The following is a 24,571-nucleotide window of genomic DNA, read 5'->3' as shown; positions in this document are numbered from 1 at the left end:
GTAGGTTGGGTTGAAGCATGAAACCCAACGCCAGATTATGTTACGCTACCGCTAACCCATCCTACAAATAATTGTGTCTCCCTACTTAGAACCAAAGAGTAAGTGGGTGAGTGGAATTAAATATAAGATGAACGTAAGTTGGGTTGAAGCATGAAACCCAACGGCCGCATGGGTTACGCTACCGCTAACCCATCCTACAAATAATTGTGCCTCCCTACTTATTTTAGAATAGAAGGTTCAGATCAGGCTAAAATCAATCTCGAACAGGTGTCATGCTTCCGGTGGAAAAATTATTAAGTAAGCCCAAAAGCCGTAAATTAGCGATTTTTTTGGCTTTTATCGGTAGTATTCTCGCTTTACCCTTTCCTATCGCTGGTATTCATAAATTCTATCTCGGTCAACCTCTCTGGGGAATTATCTATCTTCTTCTTTGGCAAACTCCGATTCCCCGGGTGGCTTGCGCGATCGATGCGGTGTGGTATTTAATCCAAGATAACCAATTTTTAGCTAACTATTTTCCCACTGCCACCGCTGCTGCCACTGTCCCCAGTTTAGAGCCTAAACAAGTAGAGGCGATCGGGGCAGCTTTAAGGGAATTAGAGCGCCTCCGGCAAGAAGGATTGATTTCTGAGTACGAATTTGAAGAAAAACGGCGACAATTACTACAATGACACCGCAAAACTGGTTAGGACGCACTTTTAACCCTTTAAAAGCCAAAATTAGCAATGATCCCTATTATCGCTTTCGTTCCCTCGATGAGATCGCTATGGCGGCGCAATTGGGGATTAAAATTAATGTCAGTCAAGCGGGTGTGGATGATTGGCTGCGATTGCCGGGGATATCCATCCATCAAGCGCGGATGTTGGTGGAATTGCTGGGTATGGGGGTAGAATTGCTTTGTCTTGAAGATCTAGCGGCTGCTTTGAGTGTTCCTGTGGCTAGATTGAAAGCTTGGGAACCGATTCTAGAATTTGCCTATTATAGCCTGGAAAGTCACCTCGCACCCCCTAAAATCAATCCTAACACCGCCTCGATCGAGCAGTTAACCACCCTACCCCTGATCAGCGATAATTTGGCGGCTGCCATTATTAAAAATAGAGAAGAACAGGGATTATTTAAGAATATTGTGGATTTTAAAGGGCGTTTATCCTTAGACGCTCAGGAAATCTCCCAATTAATGCACTTTTTTCAGTTTTAACCCCAAATTTTAACGAAGGCAGCAGGAAGGTTTTAGGTTTTGGGGTTTTGGGGTTTTGGGGTTTTGGGGTTTTGGGGTTTTAGTTCAATTTCCCCACTTCCCCACTTCCCCACACCCCACACCCCACACCCCCCCGATGTCGGGGGGGTTGGGGGGGTCACACCCCACTTCCCAGCAAATCTAACTATCTTCAGATTCCTCCGCATCACTAGGGGGAACTAGGGCGACAGCAGCGATCGCATCGTCCTCATCGAGTTTTTGTACCCGGATACCTCCGGCCGATCGCGATTGGGGAGTAATAGCATCGACGGATTGACGGATGATAATACCCCTTTCGGTGATAATCATAAATTCCTCGTTGGGGTTAACAACGTGCAGAGCCGCTAATTTATCGTTCTTTTTGCGGAATTTAATCACTCTGACTCCTAATCCCGCCCGATTTTGTAGCCGGAGGAGGGTAACGGGAACCCGTTTTCCTAGTCCTGCCATGGTAATCGCTAACACCCAGGGGCCATTATTAGCCACTTCGGGGTTAATTTCTTCGCTTTCGTCCTCGGTTTCTTCTTGGTTAGATTCAGCGATTTGGGCGACAATTTGACTAGGCAGGATGTCCATACTGATTAATTCGTCACCTGAGCGCAATTTCATCGATTTTACGCCTTTAGTTGCCCTTCCCAGGGAGCGCAATTGTTGACCATCGGCCTTAAAATGAATTGCCATCCCCTGACGAGAACCGATAATGACGCTATCTTCCTCTTTAGCCAAGCGAACCCAACGTAGTTGATCACCGTCTTCGAGAGAAATGGCGATTAAACCGTTCGATCGAATATTACTAAAGGCAGCGAGGGCGGTTTTCTTGATAAATCCCTTTTGTGTGAGCATAATCAGGTAATTATCCTCGCTGAACTCGCTGACTGCCACCACCGAGGTGATTTTCTCCCCTTTGGGAATCTCTAACAGTTGCACGATCGGAACCCCGCGAGCGGTACGGGAACCGGTGGGGATATGATAGGCGTTGAGACTATAGACAACCCCGCGATCGGTGAAAAAGAGGACGCTATCATGATCGCGGCAGGTGATAAAGTGATCGATGCCGTCGTCTTCTTTCATTTTCGCGCCAGCTTTGCCCCTTGTCGCCCGATTTTGGGACTCAAAGGTATTAACGGGCATTCTTTTGATGTAACCCTGTTCGGTGACGAGAATTAAGGCCTGTTCGTTGGCAATCAGGTCAGTTTCGGCGATTTCTCCTTCCCGTTGTTCAATATGACTGCGACGGGGGGTAGCGTGAATCGTTTTGATCTGTTGCAGTTCTTCCTCGATAATGCTGTCGATCCGTTCTTTTCTGGCTAAAATATCCTGAAGATCGCCGATTTTGGTCAGTAATTCCCCGTGTTCTTGCTGAATTTTCTCCGATTCTAGGGCAGTTAACCGTCGCAGCTGCATTTGTAGGATTGCGTCCGCTTGCACCTCTGAAAGACCAAAATTCTGCACTAATCCCTCTTTTGCACTAGCTGTGTCGGCAGCACTGCGAATCAGGGCAATGACTGCATCGAGACTAGCGAGGGCAATTAGTAAACCCTGAAGGATATGATCCCTTTCCTCGGCCTTGCGGAGTTCATAACGGGTACGACGGGTGATCACTTCTACCCGAAAATCGAGGAAAACCCGGAGAAACTCCCTTAAGGTCAGTAATCTCGGTTCATTATCGACTAATGCCAACATATTCGCCCCAAAATTCGACTGGAGGGGCGTTTGTTTATAAAGATTGTTGAGGACGACGCGGGGATAGGCATCTCGTTTCAGTTCGATCACCACCCGGATGCCGTCGCGATCGCTTTCGTCCCGCACATCGGAAATACCGTCTATTTTGCGATCATTGACCAAATCGGCGATTTTTTCGATTAATGCCGCTTTATTGGTTTGATAGGGCAGTTCGGTGATGATAATAGCATCTCGATCGGGTCTTCCCCTTTGTTCGATGGTTTCAAAGGAGGCGACTCCCCGCAGGGTAATAGAACCGCGGCCGGTGGTGTAAGCTTCCTGAATACCGTCTCTGCCAAGGATATGCCCCCCGGTGGGAAAGTCTGGCCCCGGGATATAACGCTGTAATTCCGTATCGGTGAGATCGGGGTTATGGATGAGGGCAACGGTTCCATCGATAATCTCGGCCAGGTTGTGGGGGGGGATATTGGTGGCCATACCGACGGCGATCCCCGATGAGCCATTAATTAGCAGTTGTGGGACTCTAGAGGGTAAAACCACGGGTTCCTGTTGAGAACCATCGAAGTTATCGGCGAAATCGACGGTTTCTGACTCGATATCCTGTAGTAGGGCGTTGGTGGCCAGGGTGTGCAGACGACACTCGGTATAACGCATGGCTGCTGGGGGATCGTTATCGATCGATCCGAAGTTACCATGACCGTTAATCAGGGGATCGCGCATGGAGAAATCCTGGGCCATGCGGACGAGAGCATCGTAAACGGCAGTATCCCCGTGGGGGTGGTATTTTCCTAATACTTCCCCGACGACTCTAGCGCATTTCCGGAAGGGGCGATCGGGAGTTAATCCTAGTTCGTACATCGCGTAAAGAATGCGCCGGTGTACGGGTTTCAGTCCGTCCCTAGCGTCGGGCAAGGCTCGCCCAACGATGACGCTCATGGCGTATTCTAGGTAGGAACGGGACATTTCATTGCTTAAGTCTGTGGGGACGACATGATCCTGGGCGGCGGTCATAGGGGGGTTAACTCCAATAACAAGGCAAAAAAAGCGTTTTTGTGAGTAAATTCGCTAAAAATCGGGTTTTTACCCTTTTGATGTGCAGAATATGCCCATTTGTAGGACTATTTTACCATAAAATCCCTCTTTTTTGTCGGTTTTGAGGCGGCGATCGCAGGTTTCTTGGCTGGGATGGGGGGGTTAATGGTTTGCTATCCTCTTGACAGAGATTGCAGAAAGTCGCGCAGCTCTTTAAAAGAAGGACAACGAGTGGCACAAAGTTCTAAATTTAGCTTTTCGGCCAGTTCAACATTCATGTTGGTACTATAACGGGGTTTTCTATTTTCACCGATTGACAATTTGATCAATTCTTCTTTCGGTTTGATAATTAGGTGAGGGTTTGGGTGAGCTTTTCCCTTGCCTCGTCCCACATATTTAATCACCTCTGGATCAGACCAAAACCAAGCCTCTAATTCTTCTATTGGGATGCAGATATATTTCCTGAGACCATTAATATTGGAACAGCTTGATTCTAAGTTATCTCGCAATTGTTTTTCATCATTAAGAGAGTTATTCTTGGGATTGCGATCTAAATCATGAACGATGATAAAAGCATCACATCCTTCCCTTGTCATCACTTTAAGTTTTGCTGACAGTTTTCTCTTTAATGTACTACAGGATTTAGATGCCCAATATTTTGTCCTAGTATTTGTCCCCAGCACGCGATGGATAATTTGACGAAACACATCGCAGTCCGTCTCATCTTCGGCAATTATGGCGATCAAGTTACTACTCATCGAGAATACCACTGTAAATCCAGTCTCCTAAATCTCCTTCTTCACAGAGATACTCCACAACTTTTTCAATCTCTCCTTCCTCTAGTTTCCTAACACTTGTCCGTCCTTGATTACGATAGACTAAGCTAATATTTTCTGGCTTTGTCCAAGCTACTACTTGTGGTGAATGAGTTGATATAATTAAATTTTCATCCCAAGTATAGGATTTAATTTCATTTAATAACTTTGCTAACATTGCGGGATGTATTTGTGTTTCTGGCTCCTCAATTATGGTTGTTGCATTAGGAGAGTGAGCAATTATTTCGATAAGAATTGATAAAACTCGCAAGGTGCCATCGGAGAGTAATCCAATATTGACTCCATCTAATAATACTGAAGCGATGTACTCTTCGTCTTTACCTTGGTCTGTCTGTCCAGAATGCTCACTCAAAACAAACTTCTGCACAGTGATTTTCTTGGCAAGTCCTATTCGTTGACAAACATTTTCTAGTTCATCAAAATCATCCGTACCTACCCAATAAAATATTCTCCGAGCTAGAGTATCTGCTAGATCAAATCGACTGGTAGAAACCTTCTTACTTGCCACCTTTAATAAGGAAGGCTGTCGCCTTGATGTGCGACGGATAGGAGCTTTGCCAAGAAGACGAATCCCTTTTAAAATAGCATAAACCCACTTCATTTCTGGAGGTAAATTTAGCGATGAATTTCCAGGTATATTTGACTGTCGCAGCGAGGTAGTATTGCCAAGAATAGCAAATATTTGCTCACCATTATTATTAAAGCTTGTTAGTCCAAATTCGGTTTTCCAGAGAAGTTCTTGATCTCCATCAATATAATGACAAGAATCATTCCAAGAAAAGGAATTTTCCAAGGAATTATCGTTAGTGGTATCGTCTATGTCTGTATCTAGATCGTCCATAGAAAAGGGGATGATTAGCTCATACCTGTATCCTAAGCGCCGGTTAGTCGGTGTTAGAATTTCAACCTGCAAAATTGAGGGAATGCTATCACTATCAATCATCCGAGATACGATCGATCTACCGATAGCACAGGATGAGATGGCTTCAAATCCTTCTAGGATAGCGGATTTCCCCGCACCGTTTCTCCCCACTAATACCCCAACTTGGTTAACTAGGGATAGGGAAACTGGACCACCTAGCACACCCCAACCATCGAGGGTAAAAGATAATAGTCTAGGCTGGTTCATATTAAAACAATTCTAGTTTTTGGGATCATACAGAGCTTTATTAGTTAATTATATCCCAATCTATCTGATCTTCCCTCAGTTTTCTGGGCTGGCAGCTGGCGATCACCAGTGAAGACCACTTTTAGCAGTTTTTCCCTCGATAATTTAGGATAAAATAAAAATGCGATCAAGAGTTAATATCATGGCCTCATCGGCAGCTCAAGAATCGATGATGATTGAGATTAATGATCCCTTAACTCTAGCGAACGCTATTATCCTGATTTTCCCAGCGCAAAAATTACCCCAAAATGCTTACTCCTCTCCTCTGGCAAAGTGCCAATCCCAACCCCGATAATCTGGAGAATTTCCAAATTATTAGCCAATGGTGGCAAGATTTAAATCTTAAGGAAGTCTTCTGGCAACAGCGTTTAATTCCCGATACTGGCTCTCTGGAAGATATTAATTGGGAGCGGCAAGGTTTTGATGAAAAGTTTAGCATCCAAATGCCCCAAATTCGCGGGATTACCCTCTATTGGCATAAATCTACTTTTGCTGACGAAAGAAGCATGACACCCAAACAATTAATTTTAGATCGGGAACGGGAGCAATTATATATTTATCCCCAATCCCAACCTAGTTTAGTTATTCGGGTGACAAAACCCCATCTAGTTTATCAAAAATTCGAGCTAAAAAATCCTCTCCTAGTTGGCAAAAAAGCAGAAAGTGAATATATTTTACTGTTCAGGGATAAAGAACAGCAAATAGAAGTTAAAATTAATCTCAGTCCTGAAAATTATCGGCAATTTCTAGAAACCATGACTGAGGATCAATAAATAATGTGGCAGGGAAACCTAGAACTAATTTACACGCAAAAAAATCTCGCAACCCAGATTAGTCACCTCTATGCTACCGCCCCTTTAAAAGTACAAAGACCCTTTTATCCCGAAGGAAAAAATCTTTGTCATACGGTGATTTTACACACGGCGGGGGGAATAGTTGGGGGTGATGTTCTTCAACAAAAAATTCATCTCCAAGCCGCTACTAATGCCCTGATTACCACTGCTTCTGCTGGAAAAGTTTACCAGAGTAACGGTCAGATGGCTCAACAATTAATCGAGATTAAAATCGATGACAATGCTGGTTTAGAATGGCTACCCCAAGAAACAATTATCTTTAATGGTGCGGTATTTCGCCAACATTTACGAGTGGATTTAGGGGAAAATAGCAGTTGGTTGGGATGGGAAATTACCCGTTTTGGTCGCAGTGCGCGAGGCGAGAAATTTTTAGCGGGAGAATGGCATTCTAATTGGGAAATTTGGCGATCAGGACAACCTTTATGGCTCGATCGCTCCTTCCTGTTAGGTGGTAAAATGATTGAGGGATTTTCCGGTTTAAATGATAGCGCCCTAATCGGTACTTTAGTTTATATCGGTCAACCGGTGGGAAGAGATTTAATTGAGAAAGTGAGAGATTTTTCCCTAGAAGGAGAGATGGGAGTTACTAGCACTTTAGGAGATGGTCTTTTATGTCGTTATCGGGGTAATTCTAGCGGTGAAGTGCGACAATGGTTTCAGCAGGTTTGGCAAATTTTAAGGCGAGAAATGAGCGATCGAGAGGCAATTATTCCGCGAGTTTGGTTATCTTGGTAAAAGCGGTCAATTTTAATTTTCTCAAGTCACTTGAATGCCTGTATCGGTGATTGGAGCTATCCAAAATTGTAGATCGGGAGCGACGAGAATTTCCCGGGCCTCTTTAACGATAGTTTCCGCCACTTCCTGAGATGAACAGAGAGTAAAAACCGTTGGACCAGAGCCTGACATCATCGTTCCCAAGCCGCCTAAATCCCCTAGAACCTGTTTTAACTCGGCTACGAGGGTAAATTCGGGTAAAACCACCTTTTCGAGGTCATTGTGGATAAATTTGCCGATAGCGGCTGGTTTTTTCTGGGCGATCGCTTGTACCAAAGCCCCAGAACTCACCTGCTGACGACGGTGATGAAATTCCTCTGGAGAAGACAGATAGGTATCTTGAAATTTTTGCCGATAGCTTTGGTAGGCCCAGGGTGTAGAAACGGATAAATGATCGTATTTGGCTAAAATCACCCATAATCCGGTTAGAGGAGCGATCGGATCGAGAATTTCTCCCCTTCCCGTACAGATAACCGTTCCTCCTGTCACACAAAAGGAAGTATCGGAGCCCAATCTTGCCGCCAAAGTTTCTAATTCCGGACGGGTTAAGCCTAATTCCCAGATTAAATCGATACCGACTAACACCGCCGCCGCGTTGGTGGACCCCCCCGCTAAACCGGCAGCCACGGGAATATATTTGTCGATGCTGATATCGATGCCGCCGTAATTGGCAAAGATGCGGGGGAATTCCCTCGCCATCAAAGTGGCGGCCCGATGGGCGAGATTACTGCTATCTTGGGGGACGAGGGGATGATGGCAAAAGAGACGGAATTCCTGCAATCCGTTCGGCCGGAGAGTGATGCGATCGCATAATGCCACCGTCTGCATCACCATCACTAACTCGTGGAAACCATCGGGGCGATCGCCAACGATTTCTAGATATAAGTTAATTTTAGCGGGGGCTAGAAGGGTATAACTGTGCATTTGTCAAGGAAAAAAATCTAAAATTTTGGCAATTGACCTAATTTTTCCGCCAAGTCAATCCATTGCGATAAACTGAGATCTTCGGCGCGAGCGAGGGGATTAATCTCTAATTGTGTCAGGATTTGGCTTAATCGATCGCTATCCAGACAATTTTTTAGATTATTGCGTAACATTTTGCGCCGGTTGGCAAAACCCCAGCTAATTAAAGTGGACAAAAAGGCAGCATTACTGACATTTTTCGGCAAAACACGGGGTAAAAGCTGAATTACCGCCGAATCAACCTGGGGAGGTGGGGAAAAGGCCCGCCGGGGTACGTCACAAATCCATTGACAATCGGCAAGGTATTGAATGCGGACGCTGAGAGCGCTGTAAGCTTTGGTGGAGGGGACAGCGACTAATCTTTCGGCGACTTCTTTCTGGACTAAGAGGGTAATACTCTGGTAAGGGGGGGTGAAGGGATGGGCGATCGAACCGAGCAGCTTTTCCAGGATCGGACCGGTGATATTATAGGGAATATTAGCCACTACCTTATTAACTGGCGGCAGTTGCTCGGGTTTAAGGGTAAGAAAGTCGCCTGGGATGAGATGAAAGTTATCTTGTTGGCCAAATTTTTTCTTTAAAATTGTCCATAGATCTCGATCGATTTCTACAGCGACAACCAATTGAGCGCCATCGAGAAGACGACGGGTTAAAATGCCTGTACCCGGACCGATTTCTAATACCCGATCCTCTGATTGTAAATTAGCGGCGCTGATGATGCGATCGAGTATCGATTCATCTTTTAACCAATGTTGTCCAAAACGTTTACGCGGTTGAATTTTCATCCCTTTATTTTAAAGTCAGAGGGTTGTCCTCAACAATAACACCCCTGAAAATATCGGCCATGCGATCGATAACCGCATCAATTATCATAGAGCCTAGGCAAAGATAGCAAAAAAATTAGAGACAATGTCAGATTTGAACGATGTTTTCGCAATTGTAGCAGGAGCGGTTCCGGGGGCGTTATCTCGTTATCATATTACCGAATGGACAAAAGCAAAATTCGGCTTGCGCTTTCCCTATGGAACCTTTATTATTAATTTAACTGGCTGTCTAGCTATCGGCTTTTTTTGGGCTATTTTACCCAGTGTTCCCTTTTATTCCCACCAACTAGATTTAATGGTGAGAACGGGATTTTTAGGAGCTTATACCACCTTTTCTACCTATAGTTTAGATATCCTGATCCTCTGGCGCAATCAACAAAATTTTCTCAGTCTTGTTTTTGCCGTTGCTAGTATCATTTTCGGATTGATTGCCGTGAGAATCGGGGCAGCTATTGCCCAAGTTTTTCTAGGTTAAGTAGGTAGGCGTTAAAAACTATCAGATGCCCCCCTTATCAAGGGGGGATTAAGGGGGGATCGAACCTAAAATCCATTTTTTAATTTAATTATAACCAGCTACTTAATTCTCCAATTTATCTACTATTTAAGAGCAGGACAAATCCATGGATTTTTTCAGGGGACGTTATAGTTTATCCGTGGCGATTGGGGCTATTTTTGGGGCTTTGAGTCGTTTTTATATCGGAGAATTAATTACAAGTATTTTCGGTCAAGAATGGGGATTTTTAGGAACATTTTTTGTTAATCTTTCTGGCTGTTTAATTATTGGCTACATCTTTACTATAGTCGGGGAAAATATTCGCATAATTGCCCCAGAATTAGGATTGATGATTGCCACGGGTTTTTGTGGTTCCTATACAACTTTTTCTACCTATAGTTTGGAGGTCAACAAATTTTTAGAGCAGGGAAACTTGACTTTCGGTTTAATTTATTGGCTCGGCAGTGTTTTTGGGGGGATGATTGCGCTTAAAATTGGAGTTATTTTAGCAAGAACAGGTTTTCCTAGATGAATTATTAAATAGATTTTGCGTCTGATCCCCCCTGTCCCTAGGGTTGATTCATAGTAGGGTTGATTCATGAATCAACCCTACTACCTTGATAAGGGGGGTGTCTGACAACTTTTAACACCTAACTACTTAAGCATTTCAGCACAATTGAGACCATCTTTTTCCCTTCCTACTCAGTCTTAATAAGTAATGTCTCCATTGGTTTGAAACCAATCGATAGCATCAGCTAAAGCTTGTCTAATCGGCGATTGCGGTAAGCCCAGTTCTTGCACTGCCTTCGAGGAATCGTAGTACATGGACTGTTTTGACATTTTCACGCCATCAAGGGGTATAGAGGGCGATTTTCCGAAGACAGGAAGAACTTTTTCATCCAGCCAAGCTATTAGTAAAGGAATCCAAAAAGGTAAAACAATTTTCGGGGCATTTATGCTGGTAATTTCGGCTAATTCTGTCAACAAAGTTTTTAAAGAAGTGTTTTGATGACCTAAAATATATCTTTCGCCAGTTCTGCCCTTTTCTAAAGCTAATAAATGTCCCCAGGCCACATCGCGCACATCAATTAGATTTAATCCCGTATTCACATAAGCGGGCATTTTTCGCCGCAAAAAACGGAGAATAATGTCGCCAGTGGGTGTAGGCTTAAGATCAAAGGCTCCTATGGGCGTACTAGGATTAACTATAACGATATCCTGTCCTCTTTGCACTGCTTTCAATGCTTCCTGTTCTGCCCAATACTTTGATTTTTTATAATAACCCACCAATTGATGGGCGGGACTTTGATAAGTTTCATCGACACTTTCACCCTTTTTACCCACTCCAATAGCCGCCACAGAACTGGTATAAACTATTCTGGCAACTCCCGCTAAATGCGCCGATTCTAGCACATTTCTTGTACCTAAAACATTGTTTTGGTAGAGTTGATGTCTATCCTTTTGCCAGAGAGAATAGTGCGCCGCTACATGAAAGAGAACTTCGCATCCGACCATTAATTTAAATAAGTTCTCATCATTTAAATTACCCCGGACAATTTCCACGTCTAAACCCCGCAAATTTCTGAGATTACTCTGGGGACGGACGAGGACGCGCACTTGGTAGCCTTCGACTAAAAGCAATCGCACTAAATTCGCCCCGATAAAACCCGTTCCACCCGTCACAAAAGCACGCATTGCTCAAACTTTCCCCTGTTTTCACTTCCTATTAACTATGTCATTACTATACCTTAATCTTAGTCAAGATTTAAGCTTTTCTTGATAAAATTTCAGGGCGGGTTATCTTAGACTAAGAGCAGCCAATCTTCAGTAAAAACACTCCTATGGATACATCTCCAGACACGAGTTTTGTTTGTCCGATTATCATCGAAGATGACAGAACGGGATTAGACACAGAAACTATCCGACGGGCTTTAAGGGATAATTTACTCTATATTCAAGGTAAATTACCGGAATTAGCCAGCAAAAACGATCTTTACATGGCCCTAGCCTATACCATCCGCGATCGTTTATTGCAGCGTTGGTTAACCACCCAACAAACCTATCTAAAAAAAGATGTCAGAACCGTTTGTTATCTCTCGGCCGAATTTTTAGTCGGTCCCCATTTGGCTAATAATTTAATTAATCTCGGTATCTACGAACAGGTCCAGAAAGCTGTCAGCGAATCGGGATTAAAACTAGAAGAATTAATTGCCCAGGAAGAAGAACCTGGGTTAGGAAATGGTGGTTTAGGTCGTTTAGCTGCCTGTTATTTAGATTCCCTTTCTACCCTAGAAATTCCGGCTATTGGTTACGGTATTCGCTACGAATTTGGTATCTTTGATCAAGAAATTCACGACGGTTGGCAGGTAGAAATAACCGATAAGTGGTTACAGTATGGAAATCCCTGGGAAATTGCCCGACCGGAATCATCGGTAGAGGTAAAATTTGGCGGTTATACCGAATCCTATACCGACGAAAATGGTAATTATCGCAGTCATTGGATTCCCGATTATGTAGTCAAAGGAATTCCCTACGATACCCCAATTCTCGGCTATCGAGTTAACACCGCTAATACCATGCGTCTCTGGAAATCAGAAGCTTGTGAATCTTTTGATTTTGGTCGCTTTAATCGCGGCGATTATTATGGTGCGGTGGATAATAAAGTTCACTCGGAAAATATCAGTAAAGTTCTCTATCCTAACGATGAACCAATTCAAGGCAAAGAACTGCGTTTAGAACAGCAATATTTCTTTGTTTCCTGTTCCCTACAGGATCTGATTCGTATTCACTTACATGAGAACCCCAGTCTCGATAATTTTCATCAAAAATGGTCAGTACAATTGAATGATACTCACCCTTCCGTCGGGGTAGCCGAGTTAATGCGCTTGTTAATTGATGTGCATCATTTCGATTGGGATAAAGCTTGGTTTATTACTCAAAATACCTTCGCCTATACCAATCATACTCTTTTGCCAGAAGCTTTAGAAAAATGGCCTTTGAGTATTTTTGGTCGTCTTTTCCCCCGATTAATGGAAATTATCTACGAAATTAACTATCGTTTCTTGGATAAAATTCGCATTATTTATCCCCATGATGATGGCAAAATGTCCCGTTTATCTATAATCGATGAAAGCGGCGAAAAATACGTCCGTATGGCTCACCTTGCCTGTGTGGGTTCCCAGGCAATTAATGGGGTGGCAGCCCTCCATACAGAATTACTGAAAAAAGATGTTCTGCGCGATTTCTATGAACTCTTTCCCGAAAAGTTTAGCAACAAAACCAATGGAGTTACTCCCCGGCGCTGGATAGTTTCTAGTAATCCCCGCTTGACTTTTGCCATTACCGAAAAAATCGGCGAAAATTGGATTAAACATCTGGAGGATTTACGCGGTTTAGAAAACTATGTGGATGATGGGGTATTTCGGGACTATTGGCGACGAATTAAATACGATATTAAGGCAGATTTAGCCAATTATATCGATAAAAAAGTCGGTATTAAAGTTGATCCTAGTACCCTCTTTGATGTGCAGGTAAAACGCATTCACGAATATAAACGGCAACATCTCAACGTTTTACATATCGTCACTCTCTATCATCGTCTCAAAAATAATCCCAATCTCGATATTACCCCCCGTACCTTTATTTTCGGTGGTAAGGCAGCCCCGGGTTATTTTATGGCAAAATTAATCATTAAATTGATTAATTCTGTGGCAGAAGTGATCGATAATGATCCGACGATTGGAGGACGTTTAAAAGTGGTTTTCCTACCCGATTATAATGTCACCTTCGGTCAACGGGTTTATCCAGCTGCCGACTTGTCTGAACAAATTTCCACCGCCGGGAAAGAAGCTTCGGGAACCGGTAATATGAAATTCTCCATGAATGGGGCCTTAACTATCGGCACTCTCGATGGGGCAAATATCGAAATTCGTGAAGAGGTGGGAGCGGAAAATTTCTTTCTTTTTGGCTTGACAACCGAGGAGGTTTATGCTAAGAAAGCCGCCGGTTATAATCCCCAAGAATACTATTACCATAACGAAGAATTGCGGGCAGTATTAGACCTCATTGGTTCGGGATTTTTTAGCCGGGGTGATAGTAGTTTATTCCGTCCGCTCGTGGATAATCTTATCTACGATGATCCCTATATGTTACTGGCTGATTATCAATCCTATATCGACTGTCAGGAAGGAGTCGGTCACGCTTATAAAGATCAAGAACATTGGAGTCGTTTAGCGATTCTTAATGTGGCCCGCATGGGAAAATTCTCTAGCGATCGATCGATTCGGGAATACTGCGAGGAAATCTGGCGGGTACAACCGGTAAAGATTGAATTACCCGATTATATTCAAGCTAATGCCGGTTTATCGGTAAATTAGAACAAATCTAGGCAGTAGGATCGTGTTTATTTACCCTACTGCCCACTGGTTAACTGGCCCTGGGCGACTCTAATCTAGATTTTTACGGGATTGACGGGGCTCGAACCCGCAACTTCCGCCGTGACAGGGCGGTGCTCTAACCAATTGAACTACAATCCCATTTTTGCCACATTTCTGATTGTAACTTCATCATTAGGGTTATGTCAAGCACCTCTGGGAAAATTTTTTTGAGGGAAGTGGGGAAGTGGGAAACAATTCATAACTGGGTTTTTCAAGTTGGATTGGGATCAATCCTGAATTAAAGCCAAAAAATCCCATGGTAGAGAGGGATCCTCTTTACCATGGCATTGTAATTAAGCTTGTTGGGAGCCTGAGCTATGACTAACCCGAATTCGATCGAACAGCTATCGCAAGAATTACTCGATCTAGACCAAGTAGATGCCGATACTGGGGCAGATTTGCGGCAAAAAGCCCAAGAAATCCTCGCTGAAACCACTATTGACCTGCCGATTCGAGAAGCGATCGCCGATAGTCTCAGTCAAGGCAATCAACTACTTACCCTCAAAACCGTCGGCAAGGAAGAAAGTTACTAGCACATTTGGGGTCAAAAGTCAAGATGAAAGAAAAAAATTTTTTTGTCTGGCTGGGGCGATTTTTGGCCTCTTTTGGGCTGTTATCGGGGATAAGTGGCTGTAATTCCCCTCTTTTGATCACTCCTCAAGTTCCCGCTGGTGGTTTAAATAGTTTTGCTCCCGATCAATTCCCCAGTTATAGTGCTGATGGTCGCTATTTAGCCTTCGCTTCCGATCGCTCCGGTCGTCGTAGTATATATTTATTCGATCTGCAAGAAAAGCGCCTAGTTAATCTCCCTAACCTAAATCGTGGCGATTCTAGCCAAGATCAGCCATCTCTGAGTGCTGACGGTCGTTTAATTGCCTATATCTCCAGCGAACGCGGTAAAAGTGATGTCATGGTTTATGATCGTTCCAAGTCCCGTGCAACCCTGTTAACCGCTAACCTGCGGGGAAGCGTCCGCAATCCCACCATTAGCGGTGATGGTCGCCAAATTGCCTTTGAAACCAACCAAGACGGTCAATGGAATATTGCGATCGTTAACGGCCAATTTTAAACTTGTTCTACTCGGTCTTAATCGTTAAAACCTGCGGAGGAGTGGCATCTGGTGGATATAAAAAATTCACCTGTACTATACGCCAATCCCCCGGAGGAATAGTCAGAGTCACTAAAGATTCTCCCTCTTGTCCGCGTCTTTGGACGAGATGAAAAAATCTGCTTTGTGCCTGTCCTTGATCATCGCTATAATTGACGGCTACCGTTCCCCGAAAAAACACTTGTGGGGCAGCCGGAGCGAGAAAACGCAAACCCTGCCCAATAACATCCTCTTTAATCGGTGTTTCTAGCGCAATAGTCACCGTTTTCGCCTCATCACTTCGATTAAATAGAGGTAAACTTAACCCATATTCCACACCGTAATTACCATGAGCTTGATAGGCAGTATCGGGATAGCGAACTAACATACTAGCACTTTGATTTTGTTCCGTTCCCAATTTGCCCCCGGGTAGGGTGCTAATCCCATATGCTATAGATTGACCAGAATCAGGAATATTTAACCATAAAGAAGCTCGATCGACCAATCGGGACAGCCAGGCTGAACCTTGGGACACCCCCGCTACCCGTCCATAAATTATCTGTCCTTGACTATTGGGAGGAGTGGGCGCTCGATCGCGCGGAGTCGATAAATCGCCTTTTTCTAGCAAATTTTGCCACTCTGTCAGATTTGGTGGTCTTTCCTGCCCATTTTCATCTAGGGGTGCATAAAGAGCTAAACTAGCAGCGTAGAGAAGACCGTCACTTTCCAGACGAAGATAAGTGGATCTACCGTTTAAAGGGGGAGTCAAATCGCGCACGGGAATCGCCGCATTTAAGACCATAAAACTCTCCCCAGGGGGAATAATAATCCTATCGGGAAAAATATCCTGACGCTGCCCCATTAAAATATCCCCCATTACCCGACTTCCCGGCCCAGCAAAAACCGTCCCCTGATTATTTTCCACTTGTGCCGGTAAATCGATAAAAGCTGCATCGGGTTGACTCAAATAACTGGCCCCCTGCAAAATTTTAACAGTCACAGGATTAGGACTGGGATTGTGGAGTAATATACCCAGATAAAGGGTGCGTAAATTATCGGGAAAATTCCCCCTCGCTATATGGTGGGCAAAAATATCAAAGCGTCCCTGAAAAGCATAATTTAAATGGGCCGAGGGAAAACTTTTTTCTTGGGGGGGAAAAGTCGAAAGCAAAATCCCTTCTCCTAGCAATAATTCGGGACTATTGCTATTAAAAACAGGAACTTGATCTAGTTGATTCGGTAAAGGACGCACCTGCACCGGTCGAATTATTTCTACACTAGGGGGAGTTTGGGCAATGGGTAGTAAAAAAGGTAACATCACACAAATTACCATCTCAAGATAATTAATTTTTGATCATAGCATTACTGGCTCGTTCAATTTAGATAAGTAGGTGGGTGGAATTAAATATAAGATGAACGTAGGTTGGGTTGAAGCATGAAACCCAACGCCTCAACGGATTGAGTATTAGATAGTATTATGTTTGTCCATATCTAGAGGATTGTTTAATATTTCTTTGGGGTGTTAGCTGACCTTTTTAGTTAAGTAGTTGGTTATAATTAAATTAAAAATCGATTTTAGGTTCGCTCCCCCCTGCCCCCTTGATAAGGTAGGGTTGATTCATGAATCAACCCTACCCTTGATAAGGGGGGTGTCTGATAATTTTTAACGCCTACCTACTTAAGTACAATCAAGAAAAATTATCAAATTTCCCAATCGTTATTGGCTCTTGCCATTGAGCAAATCTATTGTCATCATAGACTAATATCTAGATGTTACCGTGGTTTTCTGGAAACTTGGCCCGATGTCTAGATATCGATCGAGCCGGAATTGTTATGATCAATTCATGAAGTTTTATGACAGTATTTCCCCGTGAACATGAACCAAATCGACTATCTCAGGATTAGTTTAATCGATCGCTGTAACTTTCGCTGTCAGTATTGTCTGCCTGAAGATGCAGAATTGGCCTATGTTCGACCGCAAGACTTACTCACCCGGGAGGAAATTCTTACTTTAGTCAAAAATGTCTTTATTCCCCTCGGTTTCCGCAAATTTCGCCTTACTGGTGGGGAACCTCTGTTACATCCTGAAGTAGTGGAGATTGTGCGCGATATCGCCTCTTTATCTGCCACTAGCGATTTAGCCTTGACCACTAATGGCTATTTACTTGACAATTTAGCCGAAATGTTGTATGAAGCCGGACTAAGACGGATTAATATCAGTTTAGACTCCCTCGACCCCGACACTTTCGATAAAATTATTGGTAATCGCGGCCGGAGTCGTTGGCAAAAAACTTGGGCAGGTATTCAAGCGGCCCAGAGAGTGGGTTTTGACCCCTTAAAATTGAATGTGGTGGTGATTCCGGGGATAAATGAGGCAGAAGTGGAAGATTTAGCGGCTTTGACCATCGAGAAGCGTTGGCACGTCCGTTTTATCGAGTTTATGCCCATCGGTAACGGTGATTTATTTCAAGAAAAAGCTTGGATTGCGAACGAGGAATTAAGAGGGCGAATTCGGGCAAAATGGGGCTTAAATGAGGGTCAAGTGCGGGGAAATGGTCCAGCCGATGTTTTTCAAATTCCGGGGGCTAAGGGTACAATTGGCTTTATTAGTCAGATGTCGGAATGTTTTTGCGATCGCTGTAACCGCCTACGTCTTTCGGCCGATGGTTGGTTGCGTCCCTGTCTCCTCAACGAAACTGGACAAATTGACCTAAAAACTGCCCTCCGTCAGGGAATTTCGCCAGCAGAAATCAGGGAAAGAGTCCGGGGATTAATAGAAATGAAAGCAGAAATAAACTTTAAACTGCGTGATTCCGGCACATCAAGCGGCATTTATACCCGTACTATGTCCCAAATTGGCGGCTAAAAATCTACTGTCCGAATTCTACTCTAGCCTGTTCCACCATTTCCACGGTAACTCGATCGGAACCGGCATGACGAGCTAATTCTTCTATCCTTTGACGCGCTTGGGAACGAACAAAATAGGGAATATTTTTCAGTTTTGCTTTTGCTTCTGCGGTCCATTGTAGTTGATCGGAAAAATCTAGAGCGTCCATAGATTTAACAATAGTAGTCCGTCCATTATACCAAAAAAGATTAGCTATTTATTGAAAAGCTGATTAGATGATGATTTTCTTGATAGCGACTCTTTTTCAGCTTTCTCTTAATTTTAGGTTTCTGCTAGGTCAAAATTGACTCTTTGATATAAATCTTGCCAAGAAATCTGCCAATCCACCGACACCAATTGTAAAACCGCATTTTCCCCGGTGACGAAATCAATTAACCATTGATCATCCTTTTGTTTATAGTAACGTTCCACACTATAACTAGATTGTTCGATCAGAATATATTCCTGAAAAGTTGGCAAGGAACGATAGAATTTAAACTTATCTCCTCGATCATAAGCTTGGGTGGAATTAGAGAGAACTTCGACAATAATTAAAGGATTGATCACGTTAGATTGACTATTCCCTTGATAGAGAGGTTGACCTTTAATCACCATCATATCGGGATAGGTGTAAATGCTATAATCTGACAGCCATAAACGCACCGTTTCCATATAGGTATAATAATCTTGATTATTGATATTTAAGGGAAATCTTCGATAGAAGTTTCCAGCAATCTGATTGTGATTAGTTGTTGCTCCTACCATTGGGATAATTTCTCCTCGACGATATTCATTTTTATCCTCGGACGTTTCCTCCAGAGCTAGATATTCTTCGGGAGTATAATATTTAGTTTCGGTAGCGCTTAACATTTTTGACTCTCCTTCCTCTTCTATTTTCTAGGATACAGCATTTCCCTAAAAAGAGATAAAGTTATCCTTGAGCAAGGTTATCGATTGAGTTGCTCGGAAAAGTGTATCTTCAATATCTCAGAAATCCACTGACGCGCTTGGAAACGAACAAAATAGGGAATATTTTTCAGTTTTGCTTTTGCTGCTGCGGTCCATTGTAGTTGATCGGAAAAATCTAGAGCTTCCATAGATTTAACAATAGTAGTCCGTTTTGAGATGACGATTTTCTTGACAGCGACTCTTTTTCACCTTTCTCTTAATTTTAGGTTTCTGCTAGGTCAAAATTTACTCTTTGATATAAATCTTGCCAAGAAATCTGCCAATCTACCGACACCAATTGTAAAACCGCATTTTCCCCCGTGAGGAAATCAACTAACCATTGATCATCCTTTTGTTTATAGTAACGTTCCACACTATAACTAGATTGTTCAATCAGAATATATTCCTGAAAAGTTGGCAAGGAACGATAGAATTTAAACTTATCCCCTCGATCATAAGCTTGGGTATAATTAGAGAGAACTTCGACAATAATTAAAGGATTGATCACGTTAGATTGACTATTCCCTTGATAGAGAGGTTGACCTTTAATCACCATCACATCGGGATAGGTGTAAATACTATAATCTGACAGCCATAAACGCACCGTTTCCATATAGGTATAATAATCTTGATTATTGATATTTAAGGGAAAATTACGGCAAAAATTTAGACAAATCTGATTGTGATTAGTGGTGGCTCCTACCATTGGAATAATTTCTCCTTGACGATATTCATGTTTATCCTCGGACGTTTCCTCTAGGGCGAGATATTCTTCGGGAGTATAATATTTAGTTTCGGTAGCGCTTAACATTTTTGACTCTCCTTCCTATTCTATTTTCTAGGATACAGCATTTCCCTAAAAAGAGATAAAGTTATCCTTGAGCAAGGCTATCAATTGAGTTACTCGGATCATATTTTTCCCTTAATCTCTGGCAAAAAATGCTGAGAAATCCATAATTAAAAATCTAACTATCAAAATTGCTCACTTCAAAGGTTAAGATAAACTAGATAAATAGTTTTATGTTTAGTTTCTCCTATGTTTAACTGGTTCCGTCGTCAGAAAGTCCAACCCGAACAAGAACAAACACCCCCTGCACCCGTAGAGGAAACCCCTAGCGAGGCAACCAGTCAGGAAGAGTATTTAGATTGGGCCAAAAAAGCCTTTAAAAATATTCAAGAGAAAAAAGCCACGGCCGAGGCCGTCGTGAGCGAAACCCCTGAAACATCTATTGCTGAAACGGAACCTCCGCAAGAGGAAGAACCAGTTAAAGAAGAAGAAACCGAGGATAATACCCCCGCATGGCTGAAAAAATCCGATCGCCTCGAAATTCTCAAAGAAACCGCCATCGAAACCCCCACAGAACCGGATGAGGATTTTATCTGGTCTGCCAAAGTTTTAGCCAATCAGGGACGACAAGCAGAGGACGTTTCGGAAGAAGAAATCACCTGGTTAAAAAAATTGCGTCAGGGTTTAGGCAAAACGCGCCGCAGCTTGGTCAATCAGCTTAAGGCCGTGGTCGGTCAGGGTCCCCTCAATCAAGATGCGGTGGAGGAAATCGAAGCTTTATTGCTTCAGGCCGATGTGGGGGTAGATGCCACCGATTATATTATCACTACCCTCCAAAATAAGCTAAAACAGGAAGCTCTGCCCCCCGAAAAAGCGATCGAATATCTCAAAGAAATTATCCGCGAGATTTTAGATGCACCTTTAGCCAATTATAGCAACCCCGGTTTTGAGCCAGAAAAAGGCAAATTAAATATCTGGATGCTCACAGGAGTTAACGGAGTCGGTAAAACAACGACTATCGGCAAATTAGCCCATTTATCTAAACAATCTGGCTATAGCTGTATAATTGCCGCTGCCGACACCTTTCGCGCTGCTGCCGTGGAACAGGTGAAAGTTTGGGGAGAGCGATCGCAAGTCGAAGTCATTGCCAACCCGGGCAAAAATACCGACCCGGCCGCCGTGGTGTACGATGGCATCGAAGCCGCTAAATCCAGGGAGATAGAATTACTCTTAGTGGATACGGCGGGAAGATTGCAGAATAAAAAGAACTTAATGGCAGAATTAAGCAAAATTCGCCGCATTATCGACAAAAAAGCCGAGAGTGCCGTGGTGGAATCCCTTCTAGTTCTCGATGCCACTTTAGGACAAAACGGCCTGCGACAAGCAGAAGTTTTCTCGGAAGCTGCCCAATTAAGCGGCGTGATCCTGACTAAAATCGATGGTACAGCTAAAGGGGGTGTTGCCCTTGCCGTAGCGCGTCAGCTTAACCTCCCGATTCGCTTTGTCGGCGCCGGGGAAGGAATCGAGGATCTGCGGCCCTTTTCCAGTTACGAATTCGTGGAAGCTTTACTGAGTGGCGATTGATCTCACCTTAGCTATCTTTCATAATCTTTTCATGGTTGCTTCATATTTGTCTCATTTTTAGCTATGCTAGAACTGGAGACTCAGGGTAACAACTATGCAAAGAACAATTACAGTTAGTCATCTGGGAGTATATTATCGCGGCGTGGAGGCTCTACGGGATATCACCCTGAAAATTCATCCGGGACGATTAACTGGTATTATCGGTCCCAACGGTGCGGGCAAAAGTACCCTGATCAAAGCCATGCTAGGATTAATTCCCGTACAACAGGGAAGCGTTAACTATCAAGGGCAATCTCTACAGCAACAACTGGATAAAGTCGCTTATGTTCCCCAAAGAACTCAAATCGACTGGACTTATCCCGTCAGCGCTTGGGATGTGGTAATGATGGGGAGAGTCAGAAAAACGGGTTGGTTTCGTCCTTTTTCCCATATTAGTCGTCAACAGGCTTTAAATGCTCTAGAACGGGTGGAAATGGCTGATTTACGCCATCGTCCCCTCAGTCAGTTGTCGGGAGGACAACAGCAAAGAGTCTTTTTAGCCAGATCTTTGGCCCAAGAAGCGGAGATTTTCTGTTTTGATGAACCTTTCGTTGGGGTAGATCAAAAAACCGAGGGGATCCTTTTTAATATCTTTGGTGAGTTAGCCCAAGAAAATAAAATTGTCATGGTGGTTAACCATGATTTAGGCGAATCTATCACCCATTTTGCTGATTTAATCCTCTTAAATAAAGAATTGATCCTCGCCGCTCAACGATCTAAGGTCTTAACCGATTTTAATCTCCGGCGCGCCTATGGGGGTAAAGTCTCCTTCTACGATGCCATGACACCACCAGATTATCCCCGATCGAGTCTCGATTATCTCGATCGCCTGTCGAAAAACAATGGGATAAACTAGAAGTGAAGATATTTTGGCTGACTGCCGATAGGGACACCGATGAAAACTATTTCCCCGCAAGAAGTAACAGGAACGATCGAACTGGCTCCTAACTATCGAATTCCCCTGTTTTTGGTAATTTTATCGCTGCCATTGCTCTTTTTACAGGTCTGGCTCGGCATAATTTTCTCCCTGTTAGGCCTATTCTTGATGTTCCAGACTACCCGCATTCGTCTCCAGTTTACCCCCACTTCCTTAGATGTCTATCTATCTGGGCAACAAATTCGCTCCTTTCCCTACCAAGAATGGCAAAATTGGCGGATTTTCTGGAATAAAGTCCCGATCCTATTTTATTTCAAAGAAATTAACAGCATTCATTTTTTGCCCATTATCTTTGACAGCGCAACCCTGAGACTGTGCCTGGAAAAATACTATCCTTTAGCAGCATCGCAAGCGATCGACTCAGAAGCGAACTAACATTGAGTTAAAATGAAATCTAGCTAATAGCGTCTTAAGTGGGTAGGTGTTAAAAATTGTCAGATCCCCCCGCCTATCGGCACCCCCCTTATTAAGGGGGGCAGGGGGGATCAAAGACAAAATCTATCTTCCATTAATTAGAACCACTTACTTAATTACCTGCCTTGGCCCTCTGTTCGCTCTGCATTTCTAAAGCCGATGACTTCAGAAGATTTTAATGTTTTACCCCTTGACAAAATGACAGACTTACCCAATGAATCTGTCGAAGAATTTAGTTTTGACGATCTCTGGAACGATCGCCCGGTAGAGAATCCCCTGCCATCGGCAATCGCCCCCGAAGGCGAATTAGTTCCCACAGCGCAAGCGCAACCCCTACGAGCAGAAATCGAGGCTCTAGAACGGCAAAAACAGAGCCTAGAGGCAGAAATCTCGGCATTAAAAGCGGAAAAAGAACGCTTGATCGCCGAGGAATTGGGGGATATCAAAGCTCAAATCGAAAGAATGCTCAAGGAAGGGGTAAAAGACCTAGAACAACGCAAACAGGCTTTAGAAGTGGCGATCGAACAGTTAGAACGCCGTCGTGAGCGGATTCGGCAGGAAATGCGGAGTAATTTCGCCGGAGTCTCCCAGGAGTTAGCCGTGCGGGTTCAGGGATTTAAAGACTATCTGGTGGGCAGTTTACAGGATTTGGCCGCGGCTGCCGAACAGTTGGAATTACCCCGTTTTGAAACCCCCGAAAAATCCCCCCGCTCCGTGGAACCTCCCCTGCGGACCGAACGGGAGGAAAACCCGCGCCCATCCCGTGGCAGTCAAGGCCGGGATGATCGCGAAGAAAGTCCCCGTCCCTCCCGTACCAGTAACCAAGGCCGGGATAATTGGCAAGAACCCCGTCGCTCTAACCGTTCGGGTTATGAATCGGAACCGGTGGGACAATCTACTCCCAGACAGGGCTTTTCTGAGCAAAATCAGCGCATCCAAACTCTTTTAGACCGTTATCGCAGTCGTCCTGACTATTACGGTCCCCCTTGGCAATTACGGCGCACTTTTGAACCAATTCACGCCGAACGGGTGCAACAGTGGTTCTTTAAACAGGGGGGCCGGGGTACTGTTCGCGGTATGGGCAGCCGTCTCCAGAATATTCTGGTCGCTTCGGCAATTATCTCGATTATGGCGGAATTACAGGGCGAGCGCTTCCGTTCTCTCGTTCTGGCTAATAGTCCCGAACGTTTAGGCGAATGGCGGCGCGGTCTCCAAGATTGTCTCGGCATTTCCCGCGCCGATTTTGGACCAGACCGCGGCATCGTTCTCTTTGAGTCTCCCGAAGCTTTAATTCAAAAAGCGGAACGTTTAATTGAGGATAAATATTCACCGCTCATTATCATCGATGATACCGAAGAACGGCTCAATTTCGCTCTTTTACAATTCCCCTACTGGTTAGCTTTTGCTCCTGAACCCCAACAAAGTTCTAGTTATTGGTATTAACTAATTAGGGTTTGCTGAATAAATGTGAAATGTAGGCAAAGTAAGGGTTTTGGGGCTTTTCTTCCGAAACAGGTGCAAGATTTTGAGAGAATCGTCGTTCAAAACCTTGCGTCTTCATCGGCCCGCGTCCTGTAGGGGCGAAGCA

The 24,571-nt window shown here is 43.9% G+C and carries 27 protein-coding genes and 1 tRNA gene; 15 read left to right on the top strand and 13 right to left on the bottom strand.

Going from position 1 to position 24,571, the window contains the following annotated elements; all coding sequences use genetic code 11:
- The first annotated feature begins 272 nt into the window (after window positions 1-272).
- Together O9324_RS20685 and O9324_RS20680 are read left to right on the top strand one after the other, a co-directional pair.
- Window positions 273-671 carry an NINE protein gene (locus O9324_RS20685; protein ID WP_002772617.1) on the top strand — a complete coding sequence of 133 codons (399 nt, stop codon included), beginning with the start codon at window positions 273-275 and terminating at the stop codon, window positions 669-671.
- On the top strand, window positions 668-1,198 hold the full coding sequence (locus O9324_RS20680) for a ComEA family DNA-binding protein (RefSeq protein WP_288141184.1): 531 nt from the start codon (window positions 668-670) through the stop codon (window positions 1,196-1,198). Before O9324_RS20685 ends, O9324_RS20680 begins: the two co-directional genes overlap by 4 nt.
- Window positions 1,199-1,230: 32 nt before the next feature.
- Here the strand turns inward: O9324_RS20680 and O9324_RS20675 are convergent, their stop codons facing one another.
- From O9324_RS20675 to O9324_RS20660, 4 genes are all read right to left on the bottom strand, one after another.
- Complete coding sequence (locus O9324_RS20675) at window positions 1,231-1,359, bottom strand: hypothetical protein (RefSeq protein ID WP_288141183.1); 129 nt, start codon at window positions 1,357-1,359, stop codon at window positions 1,231-1,233.
- A 19-nt stretch (window positions 1,360-1,378) separates the two neighbouring features.
- Window positions 1,379-3,931: a DNA gyrase subunit A gene (gene gyrA, locus O9324_RS20670; protein ID WP_288141182.1), complete on the bottom strand. Its 2,553-nt coding sequence runs from the start codon at window positions 3,929-3,931 to the stop codon at window positions 1,379-1,381.
- Between the two features lie 194 nt (window positions 3,932-4,125).
- Window positions 4,126-4,710 carry a DUF4276 family protein gene (locus O9324_RS20665; RefSeq protein ID WP_287630190.1) on the bottom strand — a complete coding sequence of 195 codons (585 nt, stop codon included), beginning with the start codon at window positions 4,708-4,710 and terminating at the stop codon, window positions 4,126-4,128.
- Window positions 4,703-5,917 (bottom strand): AAA family ATPase, encoded by a 1,215-nt coding sequence (locus O9324_RS20660; RefSeq protein WP_287630189.1) that lies wholly within the window; start codon window positions 5,915-5,917, stop codon window positions 4,703-4,705. The genes O9324_RS20665 and O9324_RS20660 overlap by 8 nt, the downstream gene beginning before the upstream one ends.
- Window positions 5,918-6,077: 160 nt before the next feature.
- On the opposite strand from O9324_RS20660, the gene O9324_RS20655 reads away from it, so the two are divergent.
- From O9324_RS20655 to O9324_RS20645, 3 genes are read left to right on the top strand one after another with little or no spacing between them, the layout of a single operon-like run.
- Complete coding sequence (locus O9324_RS20655) at window positions 6,078-6,251, top strand: hypothetical protein (protein WP_287630188.1); 174 nt, start codon at window positions 6,078-6,080, stop codon at window positions 6,249-6,251.
- Window positions 6,205-6,729 carry a hypothetical protein gene (locus tag O9324_RS20650; RefSeq protein ID WP_287630187.1) on the top strand — a complete coding sequence of 175 codons (525 nt, stop codon included), beginning with the start codon at window positions 6,205-6,207 and terminating at the stop codon, window positions 6,727-6,729. Before O9324_RS20655 ends, O9324_RS20650 begins: the two co-directional genes overlap by 47 nt.
- A gap of 3 nt (window positions 6,730-6,732) precedes the next feature.
- Complete coding sequence (locus O9324_RS20645) at window positions 6,733-7,545, top strand: urease accessory protein UreD (RefSeq protein WP_287630186.1); 813 nt, start codon at window positions 6,733-6,735, stop codon at window positions 7,543-7,545.
- 21 nt (window positions 7,546-7,566) lie between these two features.
- Here the strand turns inward: O9324_RS20645 and ispE are convergent, their stop codons facing one another.
- On the bottom strand, window positions 7,567-8,508 hold the full coding sequence (gene ispE, locus O9324_RS20640) for a 4-(cytidine 5'-diphospho)-2-C-methyl-D-erythritol kinase (RefSeq protein ID WP_287972435.1): 942 nt from the start codon (window positions 8,506-8,508) through the stop codon (window positions 7,567-7,569).
- Between the two features lie 17 nt (window positions 8,509-8,525).
- A complete protein-coding gene (gene rsmA / locus O9324_RS20635; RefSeq protein WP_288141181.1) occupies window positions 8,526-9,332 on the bottom strand; it encodes a 16S rRNA (adenine(1518)-N(6)/adenine(1519)-N(6))-dimethyltransferase RsmA in 807 nt (268 codons plus the stop codon).
- A gap of 124 nt (window positions 9,333-9,456) precedes the next feature.
- Between rsmA and crcB (O9324_RS20630) the strand changes: the two genes are divergently transcribed.
- Window positions 9,457-9,846 carry a fluoride efflux transporter CrcB gene (gene crcB / locus O9324_RS20630; protein ID WP_190722587.1) on the top strand — a complete coding sequence of 130 codons (390 nt, stop codon included), beginning with the start codon at window positions 9,457-9,459 and terminating at the stop codon, window positions 9,844-9,846.
- A 145-nt stretch (window positions 9,847-9,991) separates the two neighbouring features.
- A complete protein-coding gene (crcB, locus tag O9324_RS20625) occupies window positions 9,992-10,396 on the top strand; it encodes a fluoride efflux transporter CrcB (protein WP_287972440.1) in 405 nt (134 codons plus the stop codon).
- A gap of 176 nt (window positions 10,397-10,572) precedes the next feature.
- Here crcB (O9324_RS20625) and hpnA read toward each other — a convergent pair whose 3' ends face one another.
- Entirely contained in the window at window positions 10,573-11,559 is a 987-nt protein-coding gene (hpnA, locus tag O9324_RS20620; RefSeq protein WP_190722585.1) for a hopanoid-associated sugar epimerase, read from the bottom strand.
- Between the two features lie 146 nt (window positions 11,560-11,705).
- Between hpnA and O9324_RS20615 the strand changes: the two genes are divergently transcribed.
- Complete coding sequence (locus O9324_RS20615) at window positions 11,706-14,240, top strand: glycogen/starch/alpha-glucan phosphorylase (RefSeq protein WP_288141180.1); 2,535 nt, start codon at window positions 11,706-11,708, stop codon at window positions 14,238-14,240.
- A gap of 85 nt (window positions 14,241-14,325) precedes the next feature.
- Here the strand turns inward: O9324_RS20615 and O9324_RS20610 are convergent.
- Window positions 14,326-14,399, bottom strand: a tRNA-Asp gene (locus tag O9324_RS20610).
- A gap of 218 nt (window positions 14,400-14,617) precedes the next feature.
- On the opposite strand from O9324_RS20610, the gene O9324_RS20605 reads away from it, so the two are divergent.
- Window positions 14,618-14,833 carry a hypothetical protein gene (locus tag O9324_RS20605; protein WP_002761575.1) on the top strand — a complete coding sequence of 72 codons (216 nt, stop codon included), beginning with the start codon at window positions 14,618-14,620 and terminating at the stop codon, window positions 14,831-14,833.
- 23 nt (window positions 14,834-14,856) lie between these two features.
- Window positions 14,857-15,369 (top strand): TolB family protein, encoded by a 513-nt coding sequence (locus tag O9324_RS20600; protein ID WP_288141179.1) that lies wholly within the window; start codon window positions 14,857-14,859, stop codon window positions 15,367-15,369.
- Window positions 15,370-15,376: 7 nt separating this feature from the next.
- Here the strand turns inward: O9324_RS20600 and O9324_RS20595 are convergent, their stop codons facing one another.
- Window positions 15,377-16,720 carry a DUF3370 domain-containing protein gene (locus O9324_RS20595; RefSeq protein ID WP_288141178.1) on the bottom strand — a complete coding sequence of 448 codons (1,344 nt, stop codon included), beginning with the start codon at window positions 16,718-16,720 and terminating at the stop codon, window positions 15,377-15,379.
- 543 nt (window positions 16,721-17,263) lie between these two features.
- Between O9324_RS20595 and moaA the strand changes: the two genes are divergently transcribed.
- The gene (gene moaA / locus O9324_RS20590; protein WP_288141177.1) at window positions 17,264-18,253 is read left to right on the top strand and encodes a GTP 3',8-cyclase MoaA; all 990 of its coding nucleotides are present in this window, start codon (window positions 17,264-17,266) and stop codon (window positions 18,251-18,253) included.
- A 4-nt stretch (window positions 18,254-18,257) separates the two neighbouring features.
- Here the strand turns inward: moaA and O9324_RS20585 are convergent, their stop codons facing one another.
- From O9324_RS20585 to O9324_RS20570, 4 genes are all read right to left on the bottom strand, one after another.
- On the bottom strand, window positions 18,258-18,443 hold the full coding sequence (locus tag O9324_RS20585; RefSeq protein WP_002751785.1) for a PCP reductase family protein: 186 nt from the start codon (window positions 18,441-18,443) through the stop codon (window positions 18,258-18,260).
- Window positions 18,444-18,556: 113 nt separating this feature from the next.
- A complete protein-coding gene (locus O9324_RS20580; protein ID WP_288141176.1) occupies window positions 18,557-19,144 on the bottom strand; it encodes a Uma2 family endonuclease in 588 nt (195 codons plus the stop codon).
- Between the two features lie 77 nt (window positions 19,145-19,221).
- Window positions 19,222-19,371 (bottom strand): PCP reductase family protein, encoded by a 150-nt coding sequence (locus tag O9324_RS20575; protein ID WP_288141175.1) that lies wholly within the window; start codon window positions 19,369-19,371, stop codon window positions 19,222-19,224.
- A 74-nt stretch (window positions 19,372-19,445) separates the two neighbouring features.
- On the bottom strand, window positions 19,446-20,033 hold the full coding sequence (locus O9324_RS20570) for a Uma2 family endonuclease (RefSeq protein WP_288141174.1): 588 nt from the start codon (window positions 20,031-20,033) through the stop codon (window positions 19,446-19,448).
- 225 nt (window positions 20,034-20,258) lie between these two features.
- On the opposite strand from O9324_RS20570, the gene ftsY reads away from it, so the two are divergent.
- From ftsY to O9324_RS20550, 4 genes are all read left to right on the top strand, one after another.
- The gene (gene ftsY, locus O9324_RS20565; RefSeq protein ID WP_288141173.1) at window positions 20,259-21,593 is read left to right on the top strand and encodes a signal recognition particle-docking protein FtsY; all 1,335 of its coding nucleotides are present in this window, start codon (window positions 20,259-20,261) and stop codon (window positions 21,591-21,593) included.
- A gap of 94 nt (window positions 21,594-21,687) precedes the next feature.
- Window positions 21,688-22,488, top strand: coding sequence for a metal ABC transporter ATP-binding protein (locus O9324_RS20560; protein ID WP_288141172.1), 801 nt, complete (start codon window positions 21,688-21,690; stop codon window positions 22,486-22,488).
- A gap of 39 nt (window positions 22,489-22,527) precedes the next feature.
- On the top strand, window positions 22,528-22,944 hold the full coding sequence (locus O9324_RS20555; protein ID WP_002777863.1) for a DUF3119 family protein: 417 nt from the start codon (window positions 22,528-22,530) through the stop codon (window positions 22,942-22,944).
- Window positions 22,945-23,142: 198 nt separating this feature from the next.
- Entirely contained in the window at window positions 23,143-24,426 is a 1,284-nt protein-coding gene (locus O9324_RS20550) for a DUF3086 domain-containing protein (protein WP_288141171.1), read from the top strand.
- Window positions 24,427-24,571: the final 145 nt, after the last annotated feature.

This window comes from Microcystis sp. LE19-84.1B, assembly GCF_027531875.1.
GTDB classification, from domain to species: Bacteria; Cyanobacteriota; Cyanobacteriia; order Cyanobacteriales; family Microcystaceae; genus Microcystis; species Microcystis panniformis.
Note: the sequence above shows the minus strand (reverse complement) of the source record. Positions and strands in the feature narration are given on the sequence as shown.

Excerpts from the sequence above, each read along its gene's own strand:
- O9324_RS20685 (WP_002772617.1), top strand. The coding sequence starts at position 273 with ATGCTTCCGGTGGAAAAATTATTAAGTAAGCCCAAAAGCCGTAAATTA.
- O9324_RS20680 (WP_288141184.1), top strand. The coding sequence starts at position 668 with ATGACACCGCAAAACTGGTTAGGACGCACTTTTAACCCTTTAAAAGCC.
- gyrA (WP_288141182.1), bottom strand. The coding sequence starts at position 3,931 with ATGACCGCCGCCCAGGATCATGTCGTCCCCACAGACTTAAGCAATGAA.
- O9324_RS20665 (WP_287630190.1), bottom strand. The coding sequence starts at position 4,710 with ATGAGTAGTAACTTGATCGCCATAATTGCCGAAGATGAGACGGACTGC.
- O9324_RS20660 (WP_287630189.1), bottom strand. The coding sequence starts at position 5,917 with ATGAACCAGCCTAGACTATTATCTTTTACCCTCGATGGTTGGGGTGTG.
- O9324_RS20655 (WP_287630188.1), top strand. The coding sequence starts at position 6,078 with ATGCGATCAAGAGTTAATATCATGGCCTCATCGGCAGCTCAAGAATCG.
- O9324_RS20650 (WP_287630187.1), top strand. The coding sequence starts at position 6,205 with ATGCTTACTCCTCTCCTCTGGCAAAGTGCCAATCCCAACCCCGATAAT.
- O9324_RS20645 (WP_287630186.1), top strand. The coding sequence starts at position 6,733 with ATGTGGCAGGGAAACCTAGAACTAATTTACACGCAAAAAAATCTCGCA.
- ispE (WP_287972435.1), bottom strand. The coding sequence starts at position 8,508 with ATGCACAGTTATACCCTTCTAGCCCCCGCTAAAATTAACTTATATCTA.
- rsmA (WP_288141181.1), bottom strand. The coding sequence starts at position 9,332 with ATGAAAATTCAACCGCGTAAACGTTTTGGACAACATTGGTTAAAAGAT.
- crcB (WP_190722587.1), top strand. The coding sequence starts at position 9,457 with ATGTCAGATTTGAACGATGTTTTCGCAATTGTAGCAGGAGCGGTTCCG.
- crcB (WP_287972440.1), top strand. The coding sequence starts at position 9,992 with ATGGATTTTTTCAGGGGACGTTATAGTTTATCCGTGGCGATTGGGGCT.
- hpnA (WP_190722585.1), bottom strand. The coding sequence starts at position 11,559 with ATGCGTGCTTTTGTGACGGGTGGAACGGGTTTTATCGGGGCGAATTTA.
- O9324_RS20615 (WP_288141180.1), top strand. The coding sequence starts at position 11,706 with ATGGATACATCTCCAGACACGAGTTTTGTTTGTCCGATTATCATCGAA.
- O9324_RS20605 (WP_002761575.1), top strand. The coding sequence starts at position 14,618 with ATGACTAACCCGAATTCGATCGAACAGCTATCGCAAGAATTACTCGAT.
- O9324_RS20600 (WP_288141179.1), top strand. The coding sequence starts at position 14,857 with ATGAAAGAAAAAAATTTTTTTGTCTGGCTGGGGCGATTTTTGGCCTCT.
- O9324_RS20595 (WP_288141178.1), bottom strand. The coding sequence starts at position 16,720 with ATGGTAATTTGTGTGATGTTACCTTTTTTACTACCCATTGCCCAAACT.
- moaA (WP_288141177.1), top strand. The coding sequence starts at position 17,264 with ATGAACCAAATCGACTATCTCAGGATTAGTTTAATCGATCGCTGTAAC.
- O9324_RS20585 (WP_002751785.1), bottom strand. The coding sequence starts at position 18,443 with ATGGACGCTCTAGATTTTTCCGATCAACTACAATGGACCGCAGAAGCA.
- O9324_RS20580 (WP_288141176.1), bottom strand. The coding sequence starts at position 19,144 with ATGTTAAGCGCTACCGAAACTAAATATTATACTCCCGAAGAATATCTA.
- O9324_RS20575 (WP_288141175.1), bottom strand. The coding sequence starts at position 19,371 with ATGGAAGCTCTAGATTTTTCCGATCAACTACAATGGACCGCAGCAGCA.
- O9324_RS20570 (WP_288141174.1), bottom strand. The coding sequence starts at position 20,033 with ATGTTAAGCGCTACCGAAACTAAATATTATACTCCCGAAGAATATCTC.
- ftsY (WP_288141173.1), top strand. The coding sequence starts at position 20,259 with ATGTTTAACTGGTTCCGTCGTCAGAAAGTCCAACCCGAACAAGAACAA.
- O9324_RS20560 (WP_288141172.1), top strand. The coding sequence starts at position 21,688 with ATGCAAAGAACAATTACAGTTAGTCATCTGGGAGTATATTATCGCGGC.
- O9324_RS20555 (WP_002777863.1), top strand. The coding sequence starts at position 22,528 with ATGAAAACTATTTCCCCGCAAGAAGTAACAGGAACGATCGAACTGGCT.
- O9324_RS20550 (WP_288141171.1), top strand. The coding sequence starts at position 23,143 with ATGACTTCAGAAGATTTTAATGTTTTACCCCTTGACAAAATGACAGAC.